This window comes from Rhizobium sp. 05N49, from assembly GCF_056396805.1.
In genome coordinates, this window is sequence record NZ_JBFTME010000005.1 from 358,408 (window position 1) to 375,096 (window position 16,689).

At 59.8% G+C, this 16,689-nt stretch carries 17 protein-coding genes; 7 read left to right on the forward strand and 10 right to left on the reverse strand.

Annotated features, from left to right (window positions below):
* Together AC1DF8_RS13545 and AC1DF8_RS13550 are read left to right on the forward strand one after the other, a co-directional pair.
* Positions 1 to 411, forward strand: coding sequence for a hypothetical protein (locus AC1DF8_RS13545; RefSeq protein WP_112972335.1), 411 nt, complete (start codon positions 1 to 3; stop codon positions 409 to 411).
* A 59-nt stretch (positions 412 to 470) separates the two neighbouring features.
* Positions 471 to 1,463 (forward strand): dihydroxyacetone kinase subunit DhaK, encoded by a 993-nt coding sequence (locus AC1DF8_RS13550; protein ID WP_112542430.1) that lies wholly within the window; start codon positions 471 to 473, stop codon positions 1,461 to 1,463.
* Between the two features lie 70 nt (positions 1,464 to 1,533).
* Here the strand turns inward: AC1DF8_RS13550 and AC1DF8_RS13555 are convergent, their stop codons facing one another.
* Positions 1,534 to 2,145, reverse strand: a complete 612-nt coding sequence (locus AC1DF8_RS13555) for a hypothetical protein (RefSeq protein ID WP_478153889.1) — start codon at positions 2,143 to 2,145, stop codon at positions 1,534 to 1,536.
* A gap of 191 nt (positions 2,146 to 2,336) precedes the next feature.
* Between AC1DF8_RS13555 and AC1DF8_RS13560 the strand changes: the two genes are divergently transcribed.
* From AC1DF8_RS13560 to dctP, 3 genes are all read left to right on the forward strand, one after another.
* A complete protein-coding gene (locus tag AC1DF8_RS13560) occupies positions 2,337 to 3,416 on the forward strand; it encodes an ROK family protein (protein ID WP_113212340.1) in 1,080 nt (359 codons plus the stop codon).
* A gap of 276 nt (positions 3,417 to 3,692) precedes the next feature.
* Complete coding sequence (locus AC1DF8_RS13565; RefSeq protein WP_478153890.1) at positions 3,693 to 5,522, forward strand: TRAP transporter large permease; 1,830 nt, start codon at positions 3,693 to 3,695, stop codon at positions 5,520 to 5,522.
* Between the two features lie 17 nt (positions 5,523 to 5,539).
* Entirely contained in the window at positions 5,540 to 6,538 is a 999-nt protein-coding gene (gene dctP / locus AC1DF8_RS13570) for a TRAP transporter substrate-binding protein DctP (protein WP_478153891.1), read from the forward strand.
* A 77-nt stretch (positions 6,539 to 6,615) separates the two neighbouring features.
* Here dctP and AC1DF8_RS13575 read toward each other — a convergent pair whose 3' ends face one another.
* Genes AC1DF8_RS13575 through AC1DF8_RS13610 form a run of 8 tightly spaced genes read right to left on the reverse strand, consistent with a single transcriptional unit; the run spans position 6,616 to position 14,129 of the window.
* Complete coding sequence (locus AC1DF8_RS13575) at positions 6,616 to 6,969, reverse strand: cupin domain-containing protein (protein ID WP_478153892.1); 354 nt, start codon at positions 6,967 to 6,969, stop codon at positions 6,616 to 6,618.
* Positions 6,962 to 7,630: a cysteine hydrolase family protein gene (locus AC1DF8_RS13580; RefSeq protein WP_478153893.1), complete on the reverse strand. Its 669-nt coding sequence runs from the start codon at positions 7,628 to 7,630 to the stop codon at positions 6,962 to 6,964. The genes AC1DF8_RS13575 and AC1DF8_RS13580 overlap by 8 nt, the downstream gene beginning before the upstream one ends.
* Positions 7,630 to 9,180, reverse strand: a complete 1,551-nt coding sequence (locus AC1DF8_RS13585; protein ID WP_478153894.1) for an ABC transporter ATP-binding protein — start codon at positions 9,178 to 9,180, stop codon at positions 7,630 to 7,632. The genes AC1DF8_RS13580 and AC1DF8_RS13585 overlap by 1 nt, the downstream gene beginning before the upstream one ends.
* Positions 9,177 to 9,878 (reverse strand): biuret amidohydrolase, encoded by a 702-nt coding sequence (biuH, locus tag AC1DF8_RS13590; protein ID WP_478153895.1) that lies wholly within the window; start codon positions 9,876 to 9,878, stop codon positions 9,177 to 9,179. The genes AC1DF8_RS13585 and biuH overlap by 4 nt, the downstream gene beginning before the upstream one ends.
* An 11-nt stretch (positions 9,879 to 9,889) precedes the next feature.
* Positions 9,890 to 10,906 carry a formamidase gene (locus AC1DF8_RS13595; protein ID WP_478153896.1) on the reverse strand — a complete coding sequence of 339 codons (1,017 nt, stop codon included), beginning with the start codon at positions 10,904 to 10,906 and terminating at the stop codon, positions 9,890 to 9,892.
* A gap of 18 nt (positions 10,907 to 10,924) precedes the next feature.
* Complete coding sequence (locus tag AC1DF8_RS13600; protein ID WP_478153897.1) at positions 10,925 to 11,851, reverse strand: ABC transporter permease; 927 nt, start codon at positions 11,849 to 11,851, stop codon at positions 10,925 to 10,927.
* A complete protein-coding gene (locus AC1DF8_RS13605) occupies positions 11,851 to 12,981 on the reverse strand; it encodes an ABC transporter permease (RefSeq protein ID WP_478153898.1) in 1,131 nt (376 codons plus the stop codon). The genes AC1DF8_RS13600 and AC1DF8_RS13605 overlap by 1 nt, the downstream gene beginning before the upstream one ends.
* A 20-nt stretch (positions 12,982 to 13,001) precedes the next feature.
* Positions 13,002 to 14,129: a BMP family ABC transporter substrate-binding protein gene (locus AC1DF8_RS13610; RefSeq protein WP_478153899.1), complete on the reverse strand. Its 1,128-nt coding sequence runs from the start codon at positions 14,127 to 14,129 to the stop codon at positions 13,002 to 13,004.
* A 294-nt stretch (positions 14,130 to 14,423) separates the two neighbouring features.
* Here AC1DF8_RS13610 and AC1DF8_RS13615 point away from each other — a divergent pair, with 294 nt between their 5' ends.
* The gene (locus AC1DF8_RS13615) at positions 14,424 to 15,140 is read left to right on the forward strand and encodes a GntR family transcriptional regulator (RefSeq protein WP_183880679.1); all 717 of its coding nucleotides are present in this window, start codon (positions 14,424 to 14,426) and stop codon (positions 15,138 to 15,140) included.
* 153 nt (positions 15,141 to 15,293) lie between these two features.
* Entirely contained in the window at positions 15,294 to 15,668 is a 375-nt protein-coding gene (locus tag AC1DF8_RS13620; protein WP_478153900.1) for a DoxX family protein, read from the forward strand.
* Positions 15,669 to 16,020: 352 nt separating this feature from the next.
* Here the strand turns inward: AC1DF8_RS13620 and AC1DF8_RS13625 are convergent.
* Positions 16,021 to 16,689, reverse strand: a 669-nt coding sequence (locus AC1DF8_RS13625; protein WP_478153901.1) for a porin, incomplete at its 5' end; no start/stop codon positions are given.

The window sequence follows — 16,689 nt, forward strand, 5'->3', positions numbered from 1 at the left end:
ATGGCGCGCGAAGACACGGAAGACGCCATTATCGCCTATAAGTCCATTCTGGCGCAAATCATTGACAACAGGCCTTCCGGAACACGCCAGCGCCTTGCGACGGAACTCGGCAAGCATCGCAGTTTCGTAACGCAGATAACAAGCCCGACCTATGCAACGCCGCTTCCTGCCCGACACCTCGCCACGATCTTCCGGGTGTGCCATTTCAGTGTCGCTGAACAGGAGCGCTTTCTGGATGCCTATCAAGCGGCACATCCGGGCAAGCTGCCGGAACTTGGCGCCTCGGAAAAACTGCGGCACCTTTCGCTGATGGTGCCCGATTTCGGCGACGAGAGACGCAACCGGCTGCTTGAGGAGGCGATTGCGGATCTGGTGCAGAAGATCGCAGCAATTTCTGGGCTGCCGGATTAAGCAAGCCCTTGTGGCACATGCAAAATGATTGGCATGATCATCGCCTTGGGAGGGGCTTGATGAAGAAATTCATGAACACAGCAGAGACTATGGTCGCCGAGAGTATCGAAGGCTTCGTGCGCGCCCATCAGGAGTTCGTTGTGTTCGGCGCCGGCCGCAAATGCATTCGCCGCCGTGAGCTGGTTCCTGGCAAGGTCGCCATTATTTCTGGCGGCGGGGCGGGCCATGAGCCGATGCATATCGGCTTCATCGGTCGCGGCATGCTCGATGCTGCCTGTGTCGGATATATTTTCACATCGCCCACACCGAGCCAGATCGTCAGTGCGATAGAGGAAGCAGACACCGGTGCTGGCTGCCTGCTCGTCGTCAAGAACTACGATGGCGACGTCATGAATTTCGAAATGGCGTCAGAAATGGCGTCAGACCGGCATAAAATTGAAATGGTCCTTGCCTGCGATGACATCGAAACGACGAGGGGCGGCGACGGTCGTGGGCGACGCGGGGTCGCCGGTACGCTTATCACGGAAAGGCTGCTTGGAGCGGCCGCCGAGCAGGGTCGGTCCCTTTCGGAACTGAAGGCCTTTGGCGACAGTCTCTCCTCACGCATCCGGTCGATGGGCGTTGCCCTGACCGGCGTCGCGGTGCCGGACACCCAGCGCACAACATTCGCGCTCGGGCCGAACGAGGTGGAAATGGGCGTTGGCATTCATGGCGAGCCCGGCCATTCAAGGGAGCGGTTCTCCAACGCTGACACGATTGTCAGGTATCTGAGCGAGACGATTCTCAGCGATATCAACCGAAGCACAAACAAAGCATTGCTTCTCGTGAATGGACTTGGCGGCACACCGCCTGCCGAACTCTATCTCGCCTATAATTCTGCGCTTCGCACCATGTCGGAGTACGGTCTGCAGGTCGAACGCTCGCTTGTTGGCACCTATGCGACCTCGCTCGACATGCAGGGCCTTTCCATCACGCTTGCCTTCCTCACGGATGAGGAGTTTTCTCTATGGGATTCGCCCGTTGCCACCGCTGCATTGCGCTGGAGGTGCTAAGCATCTGGAGAGCAACCGAGAAGGCGGCGCCCACTTGCTCAGGTCGAGAAAGTTCATTCGGAGTGGCGTTTTATCGGGAACTGGACCCTTTCCTGTCGTCCGGGCTCTTCAAGGCATATTCAACGGTGTAGATTCGTACCCGAGGGCGGCTCCTATCACCGGCCTCCCCGAATTTGAGCTTCTCGGTGATGACAGGTACAACCTCATTGCCCCGACCTTTGCCTATAAGCGAGGCGGCGACATCGCCATCGATCACCGTGGGCGGCTCCTGCAGTTCGTCAAGGTAGGCTTGTGTGTCGCTCCAGCCTTCAGATCGCCACGTCTCGATGCGCTCGTCGAGATCGACAGCGCCTGCGTCCTCAAGAATGCCGAGCGCGAGTTCGTGCCGGTCAGGTGCCAGCCCGCGCACGGTCAGCACATGGCCGCCTCGTCGGATCCCCTCGCTGTAGATCGCTTGGTCGGCTTCTGGGAACAGAAAATCTTCGAGCTTGTGTGACGGGCCATTTTTCTCGTCAGCGTTTTCCGTTGCATTTTCCGCCTCTGCGATCAGGCTGATGCTTGCCTCCGGAATACCGGCCGCCCTCAGACTCTCAACTGCCTGTGCGGCGCCGCCTCGATCATCAAAGAGCGATGTCAAAGTCAGGGACCGGTATGGGCTTTTGTCGGCTTCGCTTTGCGTCATCGTTTTCCACTCCTTGACCTGACCTGCATCATGCAAAATCCCTGGATGACCATAGAGTTCCGGATAGAGCCGGTTTCGTTCGATCGCGGTCGATTATCCCCCGCGGTTCGGACGTTCGTGGAACCTCTCTCATTGACCCCGCGTTACACTGTCCCATCCTTTGCGGTTTCTGCCGACGTCGAGGTTCATCGATGCCAAAAGCAAAATCTGAAAAGCAGACCCGGACGGCGCCGCTGGTTCACGGCGCCGCCGAACTGTCGTCGGTCATCGTCGACGGCCACAGCTCTAAACTGCGCGGCAAAAATGGGTTTCTGGGCGACGACGCCAACAAGAAAACCTTCCAGTTGAAGCTCGAAGAGCTCCGTAAACTGATGCGCATGGACGGGAAGGATCCGCTGGGGCGGACACCGACGAAAGAGCTCTCAAAGAAGAAGATCGATGCTTTCCTGTGCGGTGACGATGTCGGGGCGGTGGCCATCGTCATGGCGGCAATCGAGGGCTTCGCGCAGGATTTTGCTGCTGTGATCGAAAAATTTCTCAAAGACAGCGCTTGGTCGAAAACCGAACGGATCGTTGTCGGCGGTGGATTCCGGCAGGGGCGTGTCGGCGAATTGGCGATCGCCAGGACGCAGATCCTGCTCAACGCGTCTGGTCTCGGCGTCGAGCTTGTCCCAATCGTCCATCACGCGGACGAAGCCGGCCTGATCGGTGCAGTCTATCTTATGCCGGACTGGATGCTGAACGGCCACGAAGCGATCCTGGCTGTCGATATCGGTGGCACCAACGTGCGCGCCGGTATCGTCGAGTTCGGCAAGGGGAAAAGCCGGGATCTTGATGAAACCCATGTGCGGAAATCGATCCTTTGGCGCCATGCCGATGACGAGCCCAGTCGTACCGCCACCATTTCCAAGCTCGCCTCCATGATCGAGGAGCTCATAGGGGAGGCGACAGCGTCTCAGCTGAGGCTTGCCCCGCTGATCGGTATAGGATGTCCCGGAGTGATTGAAGCCGATGGTTCGATCACGCGCGGTGGGCAAAATCTGCCCGGTGGAAACTGGGAAAGCGATCACTTCAATCTTCCGCTCGAACTTAAAAAGGCTATTCCGCAGATCGGCGGCGATGACACGTTCATCATGATGCACAATGACGCGGTCGTGCAGGGGCTTTCTCAGATGCCGCAGATGAAGGACGTTGCGAATTGGGCGGTCCTCACGATCGGCACCGGCCTCGGAAACGCCCATTTCACGAATCGGACGCGTGAGAAGAAGTAGTGTGAACGCTGGATGCTGCCTCGCGTTCAAACTCGTCGTGTCGGCCATTCGGGTAGTTGAAATCCCCTTCACTGTCTTGCGTCGCGCACTTGCCTTGAGGGAGGGCACGAGCCGACTGGCGACCCGTCACTTTTGCCGGCTATCTCGAAGTCCGGGGATCCGGGGGCCTTAGGCGGAAGGGCGCGCACTTGCGGCGGCGGCGCCGGGTCAAAGCTCTTTGATTTGCGACCTTCTGCCGTTAAGAGTGCCTGATCCTTCGGCAAGAGAGCAAATTCTGTGGCAGCAAGCGAATTTCACCCAGCCGAACGGGAGATGACAGGTGGTGGGCTTGCCGGCCGCATTCTAAAGGCGATCGAAACCGTCCTTGGCGTCGCCGCCGCGTCGGTGCTTGCCGTGTTGCTCTTCATGGTGCTGGTCACGGTCTGCATGCGCTATTTCTTTGCCGCCGGTTTCATCGGCGCTGAGGATCTCGGCATCTGGCTGCATGTGCTGCTGATTGCACTCGGGGCGCCGCTAAGCCTCAACAGCGCGCTTGCCATGCGTCTCGACGTCTTCGCCAAGATGATGCCGAAGCGTTTGCATCCGGCAACGCAGGTGGCCGCCGATGTCTTCACTGTGCTCTCCGGCCTTATCCTGAGCTTCGGCGGCTCCGAGATCATGACTATGCTCGGAGGTATTTCCCCGACACTGGGCGTGCCGGAATGGATTCGCTTCGGCTTCCTCGGCGCCGGCGGCGCGCTGATCCTCGTCGTGCTTCTGCTGCAGCGTATCGTCGAAGGAAAGGCGTGGCCGGTCATGCTCTCTTTTGCCGCCGGCGCGGCGCTCTATGCCGGTATCCCTTTTGTCTCCATCGAGCTCGATTGGCCGCCCAGCATCTTCCTCGGRCTGATCGCTGCCATCGGCCTGGTACTCGCGGCACCCCTGCCACATGCCTTCCTGGCCGCGGCCTATGTGGTTATCGCCTTCGGCAGCAGCCTGCCGGAGCCGGCGATCGTCTCGTCGACCGTCACGGGCATTTCGAAATTCCTGCTGCTTGCCATCCCCTTCTTCCTGCTCGCCGGCGGTCTGCTGACGGCATCGGGCGTTGCCAACCAGCTCGTACGCTTCGCCGCCGCCATGGTCGGCCATCGCCGCGCTGGTCTTGCCCAGACGACGCTGCTGACCAGTGTGCTCTTTTCGGGTGCTTCCGGCTCATCCGTTGCCAATGCCGCTTTTGGCGCATCGACCTTCCAGCCGGAACTCGTCCGTCACGGCTATCCACCGGCCAAAGCCGCGGCGATCATCGCGGCGACTTCGGTGTTGGACAATGTCATCCCGCCATCGATCGCGTTCCTGATCCTGGCAACCGCCACCAATCTTTCGGTCGGTTCGCTGCTGGTTGGGGGCTTCTTTGCCGGTGCGCTGATGGCCATCTGTCTGGCCATTGCCATTCATCTGACGGTTCGCGATCAGGCGCCCATCCCGCGAGCCACAGGGGCGCAACGCTGGCAGTCGGCCGTCCAGGCCATCCCGGCCTTCGGTCTTGGCGTCATAGTCGTGGTCGGCATCCGCATCGGCATCGTCACGACGACGGAAGCCGCAGCCCTTGCTGCCTTCTATACCTTCCTGCTCGGCATCGGCGCTCGGCTTGGTGTGCTTTCTCTTTATGCCGCCTTTCGCCAGGCGGCTGTCGAAGCGGCAGCCATTGGCCTGCTGATCGGCACTGCCGGTCCCTTTGCCTTCCTGCTGGCTGTTGACGAGGTCTCGGGCCTGATCTCTCATCTGACGACGGCGCTCGGCGGCAGTGCGCTTGCGGTGATCATGCTGTCGAACATCATCCTGCTGGTCGTCGGACTGGTTCTCGATATCGGCGCTGCGATCCTGCTCTTCGGCCCGATCCTTCTGCCGGTCGCTGTCGCCGCCGGCATCGATCCCATCCATTTCGGCGTCATCATCGTGGTGAACCTGATGATACACGGGCTGACACCGCCGCTGGGCATGCTGATCTTCGTCGTCAGCGGGGTGACCCGCATTCCGGCATCCGCCCTTTTCAGGGCGGTCGTCCCCTATCTGCTTGCCCTTCTCGTTTCGCTCGCAATCCTTTGCGTCTGGGCGATCATCTTCTAACGGACAGGATTTCATTCATGGACAGTCTCAATCGCCGCAATTTTCTGAAGACCACGGCGATTGCCGGTACCGCTCTTGCCGCACCGGCTTTCGTTCGCACCGCGGCCGCGCGCACGACGACGATCACCGTCGCTTCCCTGCTTGGAGACGACAAGCCGGAGACGAAGATCTGGATAAAGATCAACGAGCTGGTCGAGGCCAAGCTGCCCGGCCAGTTCAAGTTCAACATCGTCAAGAACGGTGCGCTCGGTGGTGAAAAGGAAGTGGCCGAAGGCGTCCGCCTCGGTTCCATCCACTCCAGTCTTTCCACGGTTTCCTCGCTCTCCGGCTGGGCGCCGGAACTTCAGATCCTCGACCTTCCCTTTCTGTTTCACGATGCCGATCATGTCCGCCGCACCGTCAGTGGCAATGTCGGTGCCGATCTGAAGGGCAAGTTGCAGGCACAGAATTTCGTCGTCGGCGATTTCATCAATTACGGTGCCCGCCATCTCCTGACCAAGGAGCCGGTAACGCATCCGGAACAACTTAAGGGCAAGCGCATCCGCGTCATCCAGAGCCCGTTGCATACCAAGCTCTGGAGCGCTTTCGGCACGACGCCGATCGGGATTCCGATCACCGAGACCTATAATGCGCTGGCAACAGGCGTTGCAGATGCCATGGACCTTACGAAATCGGCTTATGCAGGCTTCAAGCTCTATGAGGTCGTGCCCTACATGACCGAGACCGGCCATATTTGGGCTTCAGGAATCATTTATTATTCCTCGACCTTCTGGGGTGGCCTGAATGACGAGCAGAGGACTGTCTTCCAGCAAGCCTCCACAGAAGGTGCCGCCTACTTCAATCAACTTATTGTCGATGACGAGGCGGCCTCGGTGGAAATCTCGCTGAAGAACAGTGGCAAGCTGCTGAAGCCGGAAGCTCCGGAAGAATGGCAGAAGGGCGCGCAGGGCGTCTGGGACGATTTTGCCCCGATCGTAGGCGGACTCGACCGCATCAAGGCTATCCAGTCGGCCTGAGGAGCCCCTGAGCGCAGGGCTGGTCTATCTGCCAGTCTTGCCGAATTTTCGGGGCGATGAAGTATGGGCCTGCGAATTCACGCTGCTTCGTCGTCCAATATTTTCACCGGCCGGTCCCACTGGATCAGCACGACACAACCGGTCTCGCTCCAGACCGAATGTTCGGTACCAGGTGCATTGACGATGTAACTGCCGCGCCCGTAGTCGCCCGCCTCGTCGGATTGCACGCCATCGAGGACGAGAATGGTTTCAAGCCCTTCGTGCCGATGGCGGGGAACGGAGGCGCCTGCCTCGTATTTCAGAAGTGCCACGCCCGGCTGATCGCCTTCGAAAGGCCTGATCCAGTGGATGGTCACCTCATCGCGGAAGGGGCCGAATTTCAGCTCCTTCCAACCGCCCGAGGTGAGCAGTTCGCGGGTGGTTTCAGGCATGGGCGATGCTCTCCAGGATATCGTCGACACTGGCCGTCCAGCCGACGATCGCGCCCTGGGCGCGGATCATGGCGATGGCGGCCGCCTTGAATTCGGGGAAGTAGCTTTCCGTCGCCTCCTCGGCGAGCAGGCATTCGTAACCGCGGTCGTTCGCCTCGCGCATGGTTGTTTGGACGCAGACTTCTGTCGTCACGCCAGCGAATACGAGCTGCTTGATACCCTTGTCTTGCAGAACTTCACCAAGTTCGGTGGCATAAAAGGCGCCTTTGCCGGGTTTTTCTATCACCACTTCGCCCTTCAGCGGCGCAAGTTCCGGCAGGATTGCGGTGCCGGGCTCGCCAGAAATCAGAATCCGGCCCATGGGGCCTTCATCGCCGATCCTGAGTGTCGGGTTGCCACGGTCCCTTTTTGCCGGGGGCAGATCCGAGAGGTCTGGCCTGTGACATTCCATCGTATGGATGACCGGCAGACCGGCATTGCGGAAGCCCTGAATGAGACGTTTGACATCTGGCACGATCCTGGTGATGCGGCTGACATCGTTGCCGAGGCTGGCGCCGAAACCGCCCGGTTCGGCGAAATCGCGCTGCATGTCGATGACGACGAGGGCAAGCTGGTCGTGCTTCACCGGAAAGGCGAAAGGCTCTGCCTTGATCTCCACCATCAGTGATGCCCCGCCATATGCGCGCCGATGACGCCGATATCGGCGGACCGTGCCGGGGTCTCGTAGACCAGCTTGCCTTCGGAGATCACCATGATGCGGTCGGACATTTCGAGCAACTCGTCGAGGTCTTCGGAAAGCAGCAAAACGGCAGTACCGGAATTGCGCGCTTTCATGATGCGGGCGCGGATCTCCGCAACGGCCGAGAAATCGAGACCGAAACAAGGGTTCGAGACGATCAGCAGGTCCACCTCGCCAGTCAGTTCGCGGGCGAGCACGGCGCGTTGCACATTGCCGCCCGAAAGCGCTGCGATCGGGGACGAAGAGGATGCCGTCTTGACCTTGAAATCGGAGATCAGGTCGGTTGCGCGCTTCTTCATCTTGCCCTTGTTCAGCCAGATCGCATCCTTGCCGTCTGCCTTCAGATCGAAGGTGCGGAAGGCGAGGTTTTCACTGACCGTCATGCGTGGCGCACAGGCATTCTGCAGAGGCTCTTCCGGGATGAAGCGAACATTATTCTTGCGGGTTTCCGGACGCGTCGCGCCATAAATCTCGCCCTTGACGCTGACGCGGCCAGTATCGGTCGGCCGTTGGCCGGCAAGGATCTCAGTCAGTTCCTTCTGGCCGTTGCCCGATATGCCGGCGATGCCGACGATCTCGCCCGAGCGGACGGTGAGATTGTCGATCTCGATGGTCTTGAGACCGGAGCGATCCGGTGCCTTGACCTGCTCGACTGTGAGGACCGGCTTGGCGCCTTCGGAAATCGGAACGCGGGTATCGAGTTCGGCAAGCTTGACGTCGCCGATCATCATCGCCGCCATGTCGGCCGTGGAAAGCTCACCCACCTTGCCGCTACCGACGAGCTTGCCGCGCCGCAAGATGGAGACGCCATCGGCGAATTTCGTGACCTCGTGGAATTTGTGGGAGATCATCAATACGGTCAGCTCGCCGCGCTGTGTCATGCCGCGCACGAGACCAAGCATTTCATCGGCTTCGGCAGGCGTCAGCACTGAGGTCGGCTCATCAAGCACCAGGAAGGAGCGGCCGAGATAGAGTTGCTTGACGATTTCAAGCTTCTGCTTCTCGCCTGCGGCAAGTTCGCTCACTGGACGATCGAGCGGGATCTTGAAGGGCATGCGCTCCATGAATCCGGCGAGATCCTTGCGTTCTTTCGCCCAATTGATGATGGCGGGTACTTCGGCGCGGCTGATGACGAGGTTTTCAGCGCCGGTGAGCGAAGGAACGAGCGTGAAGTGTTGATAGACCATGCCGAGCCCATAGGTCGCGGCGTCCTTCGGTGACGCGATTGCCACTTCGCGACCATCGACGGAAAGCGCGCCCGATGTCGCGTGGTAGAAGCCCATGATGCATTTGACGAGCGTCGATTTGCCGGCGCCGTTTTCGCCGAGCAGCGCGTGGAAGCTGCCGGCGGGTATCTTGATCGACACGTGATCGAGGGCGGTGAAGCTGCCGAAGCGCATCGTCATGTCGATCGTGTCAATGCCAACGGCCTTGCCGGCTTGCGGAAGAGGGGTGTCGCGGACTGTGCTCATGGCAGCTGGCTCGCAAGGGTTTGAGAGTTGGAGACAGAGCCGAAGACACCGCCCTGCATCTTGACCATCTTGATCGCGGCAAGGTGGTTGCCGTAGTCAGTCGCGCCGCAGCAGTCTTCCAAGAGCAGGCATTCATAGCCGCGGTCGTTCGCCTCGCGCATGGTGGTGGAAACGCAGACGTCGGTGGTGATGCCGGTCAGGATGATATTTTCAATACGCTTCTGGTTGAGGATCAGTTCGAGATCGGTAGCGCAGAACGAACCTTTGCCGGGCTTGTCGATGATCGTTTCGCCTTCGATCGGGTAGAGTTCGGGAATGATGTCCCAGCCGGGCTCTCCACGTGTGAGGATGCGCCCGCATGGCCCGGGATCGCCGATGCCAGCGCCGATGCGCTGCGAACGCCAACGCTTGTTGGCTGGCAGGTCGGCAAGGTCGGGCCGGTGGCCCTCGCGCGTGTGGATGATGTGATAGCCCTTGGCCCGCATGGCGGCCAAGACCTTCTTGATCGGCTCGATCGGGGCTTGCACCAGCGACAGGTCGTAACCCATGTGATCGACATAGCCGCCCTTGCCACAGAAATCCGTCTGCATATCGATGATGATGAGGGCGGTATTGTCTGGCCGCAGGTCGCCGTTATAGGGCCAGGCATAGGGGTCGGCGTCGATATAATGTCCTTTGGCCTCGACTAAGGCGTCCATCGTCTTCTCTCCTACTCACCCGCGAGTTTGAATGTTTCGCCGTAGCGACGGGCCGGCTTGTCGAAGCCGCAGGACGTACCGTCCGTGACCTTCACCTGATCCTCCCAAGGGAGGCGGTATTTGCCGGCGATGAGGTCGTGCATGTAGGTGTAGGGCGCATCACCGGCGCCGCCGGCAACCGCGACGTAGCCACGATGGCCGAACTGGTAGATGTTGTTTTCGACGCCCCAGCCAAGGCGGGCTTCACGCACGAGATCAGGACGCACCTCGGCGGTGATGATCTCGTTGACGCGGCCCGATGTGCCGTGAGCGATGATCGAGCCGTCGAAATTGCAGATCATGCCTTCGCCCATGCTGTCGAACGTGCCGTCTGAGCCGCACATGCAGACGCTCGCAGTGACCATGAGATTGCAGAAGGCGTTCGACTGGTTGGTGAATTTCCAGCTGTCGCGGATCGGCGCCGTGTAGCCGGCCGTGCGGATCATGATTTCCGCACCCTTATAGGCGCATTCACGCGCCATTTCCGGAAACATACCGTCGTGGCAGATGATGAGCGCGAGCTTCGCGCCCTTGGGGCCGTCGATGACGGGGATGCCGAAATTGCCGGGCTCCCACGGCTCGACCGGCACCCAGGGATGCATCTTGCGGTAATAGAGCTTCAGCTCGCCCCTGTCGTCGATGATGATGCCGGAATTGTAGGGCATGCCTTCAGGGTTCAGCTCCATGATCGAGAAGCAGCCCCAGATCGTATTCTCCCGGCAGGCCTTCTTGAAGGCTGCGACCTCTGGCCCGTCGAGCGTGCACATGATCTCGGGATTGATATCCATCGACAGGCCATGCAGGGCATATTCCGGAAAGACGACCAGATCCATGCCCGGCTGATTGCGTCGCGCCTTGCCGACGAGATCGACGATGACCTGCGTCTGGCGCGCAAGGTCTTCCCGTGTCACGGTGACAGGAAGCTGAAGCTGAACGAGGCCGATTCCGACGCCATGTTCCGACTTGTTCAATCCGCCGAGGCCATTCATGGCTTGGCTCCTTTCATGCTATTTCGTCAGGGAAAGCGCGCCGGGCGCGCCGGCGAGCGAACGTGTGGGTGAGGAGGTCGCGATCATGATGACCAGCGTCAGCACGTAGGGAGCCGCATAGAAGAGGTAGTAGCCCTGCGTGACGCCGACCGATTGCAGTGCCGGGCCGAGTGCGCCGGCACCGCCGAACAGAAGAGCGGCGAGGAAGCAGCCAATCGGATTCCAACGGGCGAAGATGACGAGCGCCACGGCCATCAAGCCCTGGCCGGACGAAATGCCCTCGTTCCAGGAGCCGGGATAATAGAGTGACAGATAGGCGCCGCCGATGGCCGCCAGCGAACCGCCGACGGCGGTGGCGAGCAGTCGCACGCGATCGGGATTAATGCCCATGGCGCGGGCGGCATCGGTGCTGTCGCCGACGACGCGCAGGATCAAGCCGATCCGGGTATTCTTGAATGCCCACCAGAGGATGAAGGCGAGAGCAGCGCCAAGCAGGAAGAGCACGTTGATGTTCAGCGCGGCCTGGATCTGGGGCATGCTGGACCAGAAACCAAGCTGTATTGCCGGCAGGTGCGGCGCGGCCGGCTGGATGAAGGGCTTGCCGAGGAAGAAGGCGAGGCCGAGCCCGAACTGCATCATGGCGATACCGATGGCGATATCGTTGACCTTCGGCCATTTGCAGATCCAGCCATGGACGAGACCGAAGACGGCGCCCGTCGCCATTGCCGCGAGTACCCCGAGCCACGGTGAATTGCTCATGACCGCGACGGCATAAGCTGTCATCGCACCGAAGACCAGCGTGCCTTCAAGCCCGAGATTGATGCGGCCGGAGCGCTCGGTGATCGTCTCGCCGAGGCTGACGAAGATGAAGGGCGTGGAAACGCGGATGGCGCCTGCGAGGATCGCCAGGGGCACGCCCCATATGCCGATGCCTGTACCCTCCATCAGAGGCTCCTTTTCCAGAGGTCGGGATTGAAGATCTTGAAGCGGCCGTAAAAGGTCTCGCAGAATAGGATGACGATGAAGAGCGTGCCCTGCAGCACCAGAACGGTGGCATCCGGCAGGCCCATGCGGCGCTGGATGAGGCCGCCCGAGGCATCGATGCCGCCGAGCAGGATTGCGACCGGAATAATCGCCAACGGATTGTGGCGCGCAAGGAAGGCGACGAGGATGCCGGTATAGCCGTAGCCGGCGGCGAGCGAGGCATTGGCGCTGCCTTGAACTGCGGCGACCTCGATCATGCCGGCGAGACCCGCGAAACTGCCGGCGATCGCTGTGAATCCGACAATAAGCTTGCCAACCGGAAGGCCCTGGATCTGGGCGGCGCGGACATTGCCGCCGGCGATGCGGGCGGCAAAACCGAAGCTCGTTACCTCGATCAGGATCCAGGAGAGAATGCACGCGACGATGCCGATGACGAGGCCCCAATGCACATCCATGCCGGGAATGTTGCCGAGCATATATTCTGGCGGCAGCGGCTTGGTGGACGGCTTGTTGAGACTGGCGGGATCACGCAGGGGCCCTTCGACAAACTGGTTCATCAGGGCGATGGCAATGTACGAGAGCAGCAGCGATGAAATCGTCTCATTGACACCGCGATAGTGGCGGAGGAAACCGGCAAGGCCGATCCAGATGCCGCCGATCACCATGGCTGCAATGCCCATGAGAATAAGGGTCAGGAAGACAGGGGCAGTACCGGCAAGCGGCATGGCCATGGCCGCGGCAGCAACGCCGCCCAGCACGACTGCTCCTTCCCCGCCGATGATGACGAGGCCGAGGCGAGCGGGCAGGGCGACGCAGAGTGCCGTCAGGAGAAGGGGTGCGGCACGGCTCAAGCTGTTTTGCACCGAAAACCAGCTGCCGAAGCCGCCGGTATACATAAGCTGGAAAAGCATCGCCGGCGATTTTCCGATCGCCAGGATGAACAGGGAGAAGAGCGCAAGACCGATCAGGATGGCCGCAAGACCGATGACGACTGGTTCGGCACGGCGCGCAATCCATTCGAGGACGGGGCGTAACGATGCCGGCTTTCCGGAAACGACTGAGATTGCGGGATCATTGGCCTGGACAGTCATGGCGCTTCTCCCTCTGCGGTCTACACCGTCGATCCGACGACGCCCTCGACCAGATAATTCATGCTCTCGAGCTCGATTGCGTCTTCGGCGTAGCTCTTGTCGGCAGTCACAACTGAACTGCCCCTGTTGTCCTTCAGCGGTCCCTTGAAGACCGAGAAACCGCCCTTCATCATTTCCGCATGGGTTGTTTCGAAGGCCTTGCGGCCTGCCTCGGAAACGCCGGGGCCGAGCGCGCTCATCTTAACAAACCCGTCCTTCAGGCCGCCGCGAACGAAATTGCCGAGCTTTTCGCCGGCCTGCGCCTTCTTGACGAAATCGCTGTAGACATTGCCCCAGGCCCATTCGGCACCGGTGAGATATTTCTCGGGAGCAAGCGGGCTCTGATTGGCGTGGTAGCCGCAGATGAAGGCTCCGCGACCGGCGGCCGTCTCGACTACGACCTTCGGGCTGTCGACGTGGCAGGTGATGACATCGGCACCCTGATCGACCAGCGCGTTGGTGGCTTCTGCTTCCTTGACGGCGAGGGACCACTCGCCAGTGAAGATCACCTGGCAGGTGATAGCAGGATCGACCGTGCGGGCGCCGAGCAGGAAGGCGTTGATATTCTGCAGAACCTGCGGGATCGGCTTTGCCGCGACGAAGCCAAGCTTCTTGCTTTTCGTCGCGTGGCCGGCGGCGATGCCGTTCAGATACTGGCCCTGGAAGATATAGCCAAAATAGGAGCCGGTATTGGCCGGGTTCTTGCCTTCCTGCCAGAGGCCGCCGCAGTGGCGGAACTGGATATCGGGATATTTGGCGGCCATGGCCAGCATGTGGGGATCGAAGTAGCCGAAGGAAGTCGGGAAGATGAGCGTCGCACCGTCCAGATTGATCATCGATTCCATCGTCTTCTGAACGTCGACGGTCTCGGGCACGTTCTCTTCTTCGACGACGGTGATGCCGGGCAGCGCCTTGACGGCAGCCGCGCCCTCGGCGTGCGACTGGTTGTAGCCATAGTCATCCTTGGGGCCGACATAGATGAAGCCGACGGTCAGCGCGGTCTGCGCAAGGGCGCGCGAGGAGAGGATGCCGGGGGCGGCGCCGACCAGGGCGGTGGCAGCGGAAGCCTGAAGGAAATGGCGACGGTTCATGGAAAGGAGTTTGGTCATCAGAATGCTCCCCTTGCGGCGTTTCGCCGGTTCATTGGTTACGGAAAAGTGTATGCAATGACCGTGCCAGATTTCATTCTGTTGAATTCATTGAATATATTCGAACACCTGCAAAGCGCTGTGAAAAGTGTATGCAATTTTTAGTCACGTAAGATCAAAAACTATGCAGAGTCTATAAAATCAGCTAATTTTGGCGTCAGATGCTTCCGAATGAAAGTGAAGGGGACATGCAAAGGGGAATTTCCTTGTTTTAAACAAGAACTTGCTGTGGTATTTGACTTTGCTGTGCTAGCAATGCATGTGTATGCATCGGTCAATTGGCAGAATCATTCCTTGAAGCAGGTCAGGCGCAGAGAGATCATCCGGACAGGAACGACCGTCGAGCAGATGGTGCGGGCAATTGCTGATATGATCGTGACCGGGCAGATCCTGCCGGGCGACAAGCTTGACGAGATTTCACTGGCGGCTCGTTTTGAAGTGTCGCGGACGCCTGTGCGCGAGGCGCTTCGCGAACTCGGAGCAATGGGGCTCGTCGATCGCGAACCGAACCGCAGCGCTGTCGTCACCAATGTAACCGAGACCTACCTGCATTCGATGTTCGAGGCGATGGCCGAGCTCGAAGGCGTTTGCGCACGTCTAGCCGCCGAGAGGATGACGGTTGACGAGCGGCGTATGCTGGAAATCGAACATCGTGCTTCCGCACGGCTCGTGCATCAGGGTGCGGAAGAGGACTATGCCGTTCACAATACCGAATTCCACACCCGGCTCTATCGCGGCGCACACAACGAGCATATCTATGAGTTGGTAACCCAAAGCCGGGCCCGGCTCGCGCCCTTCCGGCGCGCGCAGTTCCGCCTGCCGGGTCGGCTCGCGAAGTCTTATGACGAGCACGACATCATCGTCACCGCGATCATGCGGGCAGATGGTGCCGCCGCTGCAAAGGCTGCCTATTCGCATGTTGAAATCGTCAGCGATGCCAGTGTGGTCTTCGCCTCGGCGAGAGAAAAATAGCTAGCGCAGCCGTCGGAAGCCGCAAGGTTTGGAGTTCAGGCGTGACCAAACGCGGACACGCAAAATTGCTGATTGCGAAATTGCCGACGAATTGACAACATCCAGATCGCTCCATAAGCCAGCTTGCGACCGGCAATTAAAGAGGGAGCGACAATGTCGATCTGGATCGGGCGAATTCTGTCAGCACTGGTTGTTATTCTGCTTCTTGCTGATGCGGCCACCAACCTTTTTGCACCTGATTTCATACGGACGGAAATGGAAGCCACCGGTTTCCCCGTCAATCTCGCCCCGGTGCTCGGCATGATTATCGCGATCTGCGCGATCCTTTATGCTGTTCCGAAAACAGCTTTCCTTGGTGCGATACTGGTGACCGGTTTTCTCGGCGGCGCCATTTGCACGCACTTCCGTCTGGGCGAGTTTTTTACGCCACCCCAGATCGTAAGCTTGCTTCTCGGGGCTGCCACCTGGGGCGGCCTCTATCTGCGGGATCCGAGACTGCGTCAGTTGATACCACTGAATATAGTCTGAGCGCGCAGCGTTCTCGCCGCGGAGTATGGAAGCGGCCGGGATTCTGACCGGCGACCAGACACTGTTGCGCCTACCGGCTGCAATTTTTTCTCAAAGGAAATCGGCGACTGAGACTTCAGGTCTTCAGCCGCCGACAAAGATCTCGTCCGTTGGACGTTCCCGTCAAGGAAAAGGCTCGCCCTCGGCTGAGGGCGAGCGAGAACCATCTACAGGAGTGGAATTCTGTATCGATGGGTGAGGCCGATCCGGCAGGGAACCGAACCGACCTCCTTCTTCTGAATTGGAGGTCACCAAAGCAGAAGCCTGTGATGAAAAACCCCAGGATGCGATCCCGGGGTCTTCAATGTTCAGATTAGAACGAACGCTGCAGGCGGAAGTAACCCGTCGTGAAGTCGTCGCTATCTTCCGGATCCAGGTACTGGATGGAAGCCTTGGCGTAGAAGTTGTCGACGATCTGGTAATCAACCGTCAGACCGACCTTCCAGGCGTCGCCGGTACCGTCGAAGTCATCCGGAACGGTGTCGAACGCGCTGTGACCGCCGATGTAGTTGCCGTAGTACTGAACACCAGGAGTGATCTTCAGCTTGTCCGTTGCCTTGATGGCGTATTCGGCAGCAACTGCCCATTCAGCCGTCGAGTAGTAGGAGTTCGGGCCGCTGGAGTAGACAGCAGCGAGGCCGAGCGTGCCCGGGCCGAGTTCAGCCGTACCCATAGCGCGGATTGCGCCGTCTTCGTTGTCGAAGTCCCAGCCGCCGGTGATCTGGTAGCTGAAGGCGCCAGCCGTGCCGCCGATGCCGAAGGCAACGCCGACATTGTTCGGGCCATCGTTCGGAACGAGGAGGCCGGTGACCGGATCCACGTCACCCTGATACACGCCGTCTTCCAGTTCGTCGACGCTGATGCCAGCGTAGAAGGAACCGGTTTCGTACTGATAACGGATGGAGTTATGCAGCGTTACGACAGAACCGATATCGTCCGTTTCGCCGGAGAGACCATCGTCCCACCAGGAGTAGAAGAGACC

What these genes read in the sequence shown, in the direction of transcription:
- AC1DF8_RS13545 (WP_112972335.1), top strand. Translation starts at nt 1, where the DNA reads ATGGCGCGCGAAGACACGGAAGACGCCATTATCGCCTATAAGTCCATT.
- AC1DF8_RS13550 (WP_112542430.1), top strand. Translation starts at nt 471, where the DNA reads ATGAAGAAATTCATGAACACAGCAGAGACTATGGTCGCCGAGAGTATC.
- AC1DF8_RS13555 (WP_478153889.1), bottom strand. Translation starts at nt 2,145, where the DNA reads ATGACGCAAAGCGAAGCCGACAAAAGCCCATACCGGTCCCTGACTTTG.
- AC1DF8_RS13560 (WP_113212340.1), top strand. Translation starts at nt 2,337, where the DNA reads ATGCCAAAAGCAAAATCTGAAAAGCAGACCCGGACGGCGCCGCTGGTT.
- dctP (WP_478153891.1), top strand. Translation starts at nt 5,540, where the DNA reads ATGGACAGTCTCAATCGCCGCAATTTTCTGAAGACCACGGCGATTGCC.
- AC1DF8_RS13575 (WP_478153892.1), bottom strand. Translation starts at nt 6,969, where the DNA reads ATGCCTGAAACCACCCGCGAACTGCTCACCTCGGGCGGTTGGAAGGAG.
- AC1DF8_RS13580 (WP_478153893.1), bottom strand. Translation starts at nt 7,630, where the DNA reads ATGGTGGAGATCAAGGCAGAGCCTTTCGCCTTTCCGGTGAAGCACGAC.
- AC1DF8_RS13585 (WP_478153894.1), bottom strand. Translation starts at nt 9,180, where the DNA reads ATGAGCACAGTCCGCGACACCCCTCTTCCGCAAGCCGGCAAGGCCGTT.
- biuH (WP_478153895.1), bottom strand. Translation starts at nt 9,878, where the DNA reads ATGGACGCCTTAGTCGAGGCCAAAGGACATTATATCGACGCCGACCCC.
- AC1DF8_RS13595 (WP_478153896.1), bottom strand. Translation starts at nt 10,906, where the DNA reads ATGAATGGCCTCGGCGGATTGAACAAGTCGGAACATGGCGTCGGAATC.
- AC1DF8_RS13600 (WP_478153897.1), bottom strand. Translation starts at nt 11,851, where the DNA reads ATGGAGGGTACAGGCATCGGCATATGGGGCGTGCCCCTGGCGATCCTC.
- AC1DF8_RS13605 (WP_478153898.1), bottom strand. Translation starts at nt 12,981, where the DNA reads ATGACTGTCCAGGCCAATGATCCCGCAATCTCAGTCGTTTCCGGAAAG.
- AC1DF8_RS13610 (WP_478153899.1), bottom strand. Translation starts at nt 14,129, where the DNA reads ATGACCAAACTCCTTTCCATGAACCGTCGCCATTTCCTTCAGGCTTCC.
- AC1DF8_RS13615 (WP_183880679.1), top strand. Translation starts at nt 14,424, where the DNA reads ATGCATGTGTATGCATCGGTCAATTGGCAGAATCATTCCTTGAAGCAG.
- AC1DF8_RS13620 (WP_478153900.1), top strand. Translation starts at nt 15,294, where the DNA reads ATGTCGATCTGGATCGGGCGAATTCTGTCAGCACTGGTTGTTATTCTG.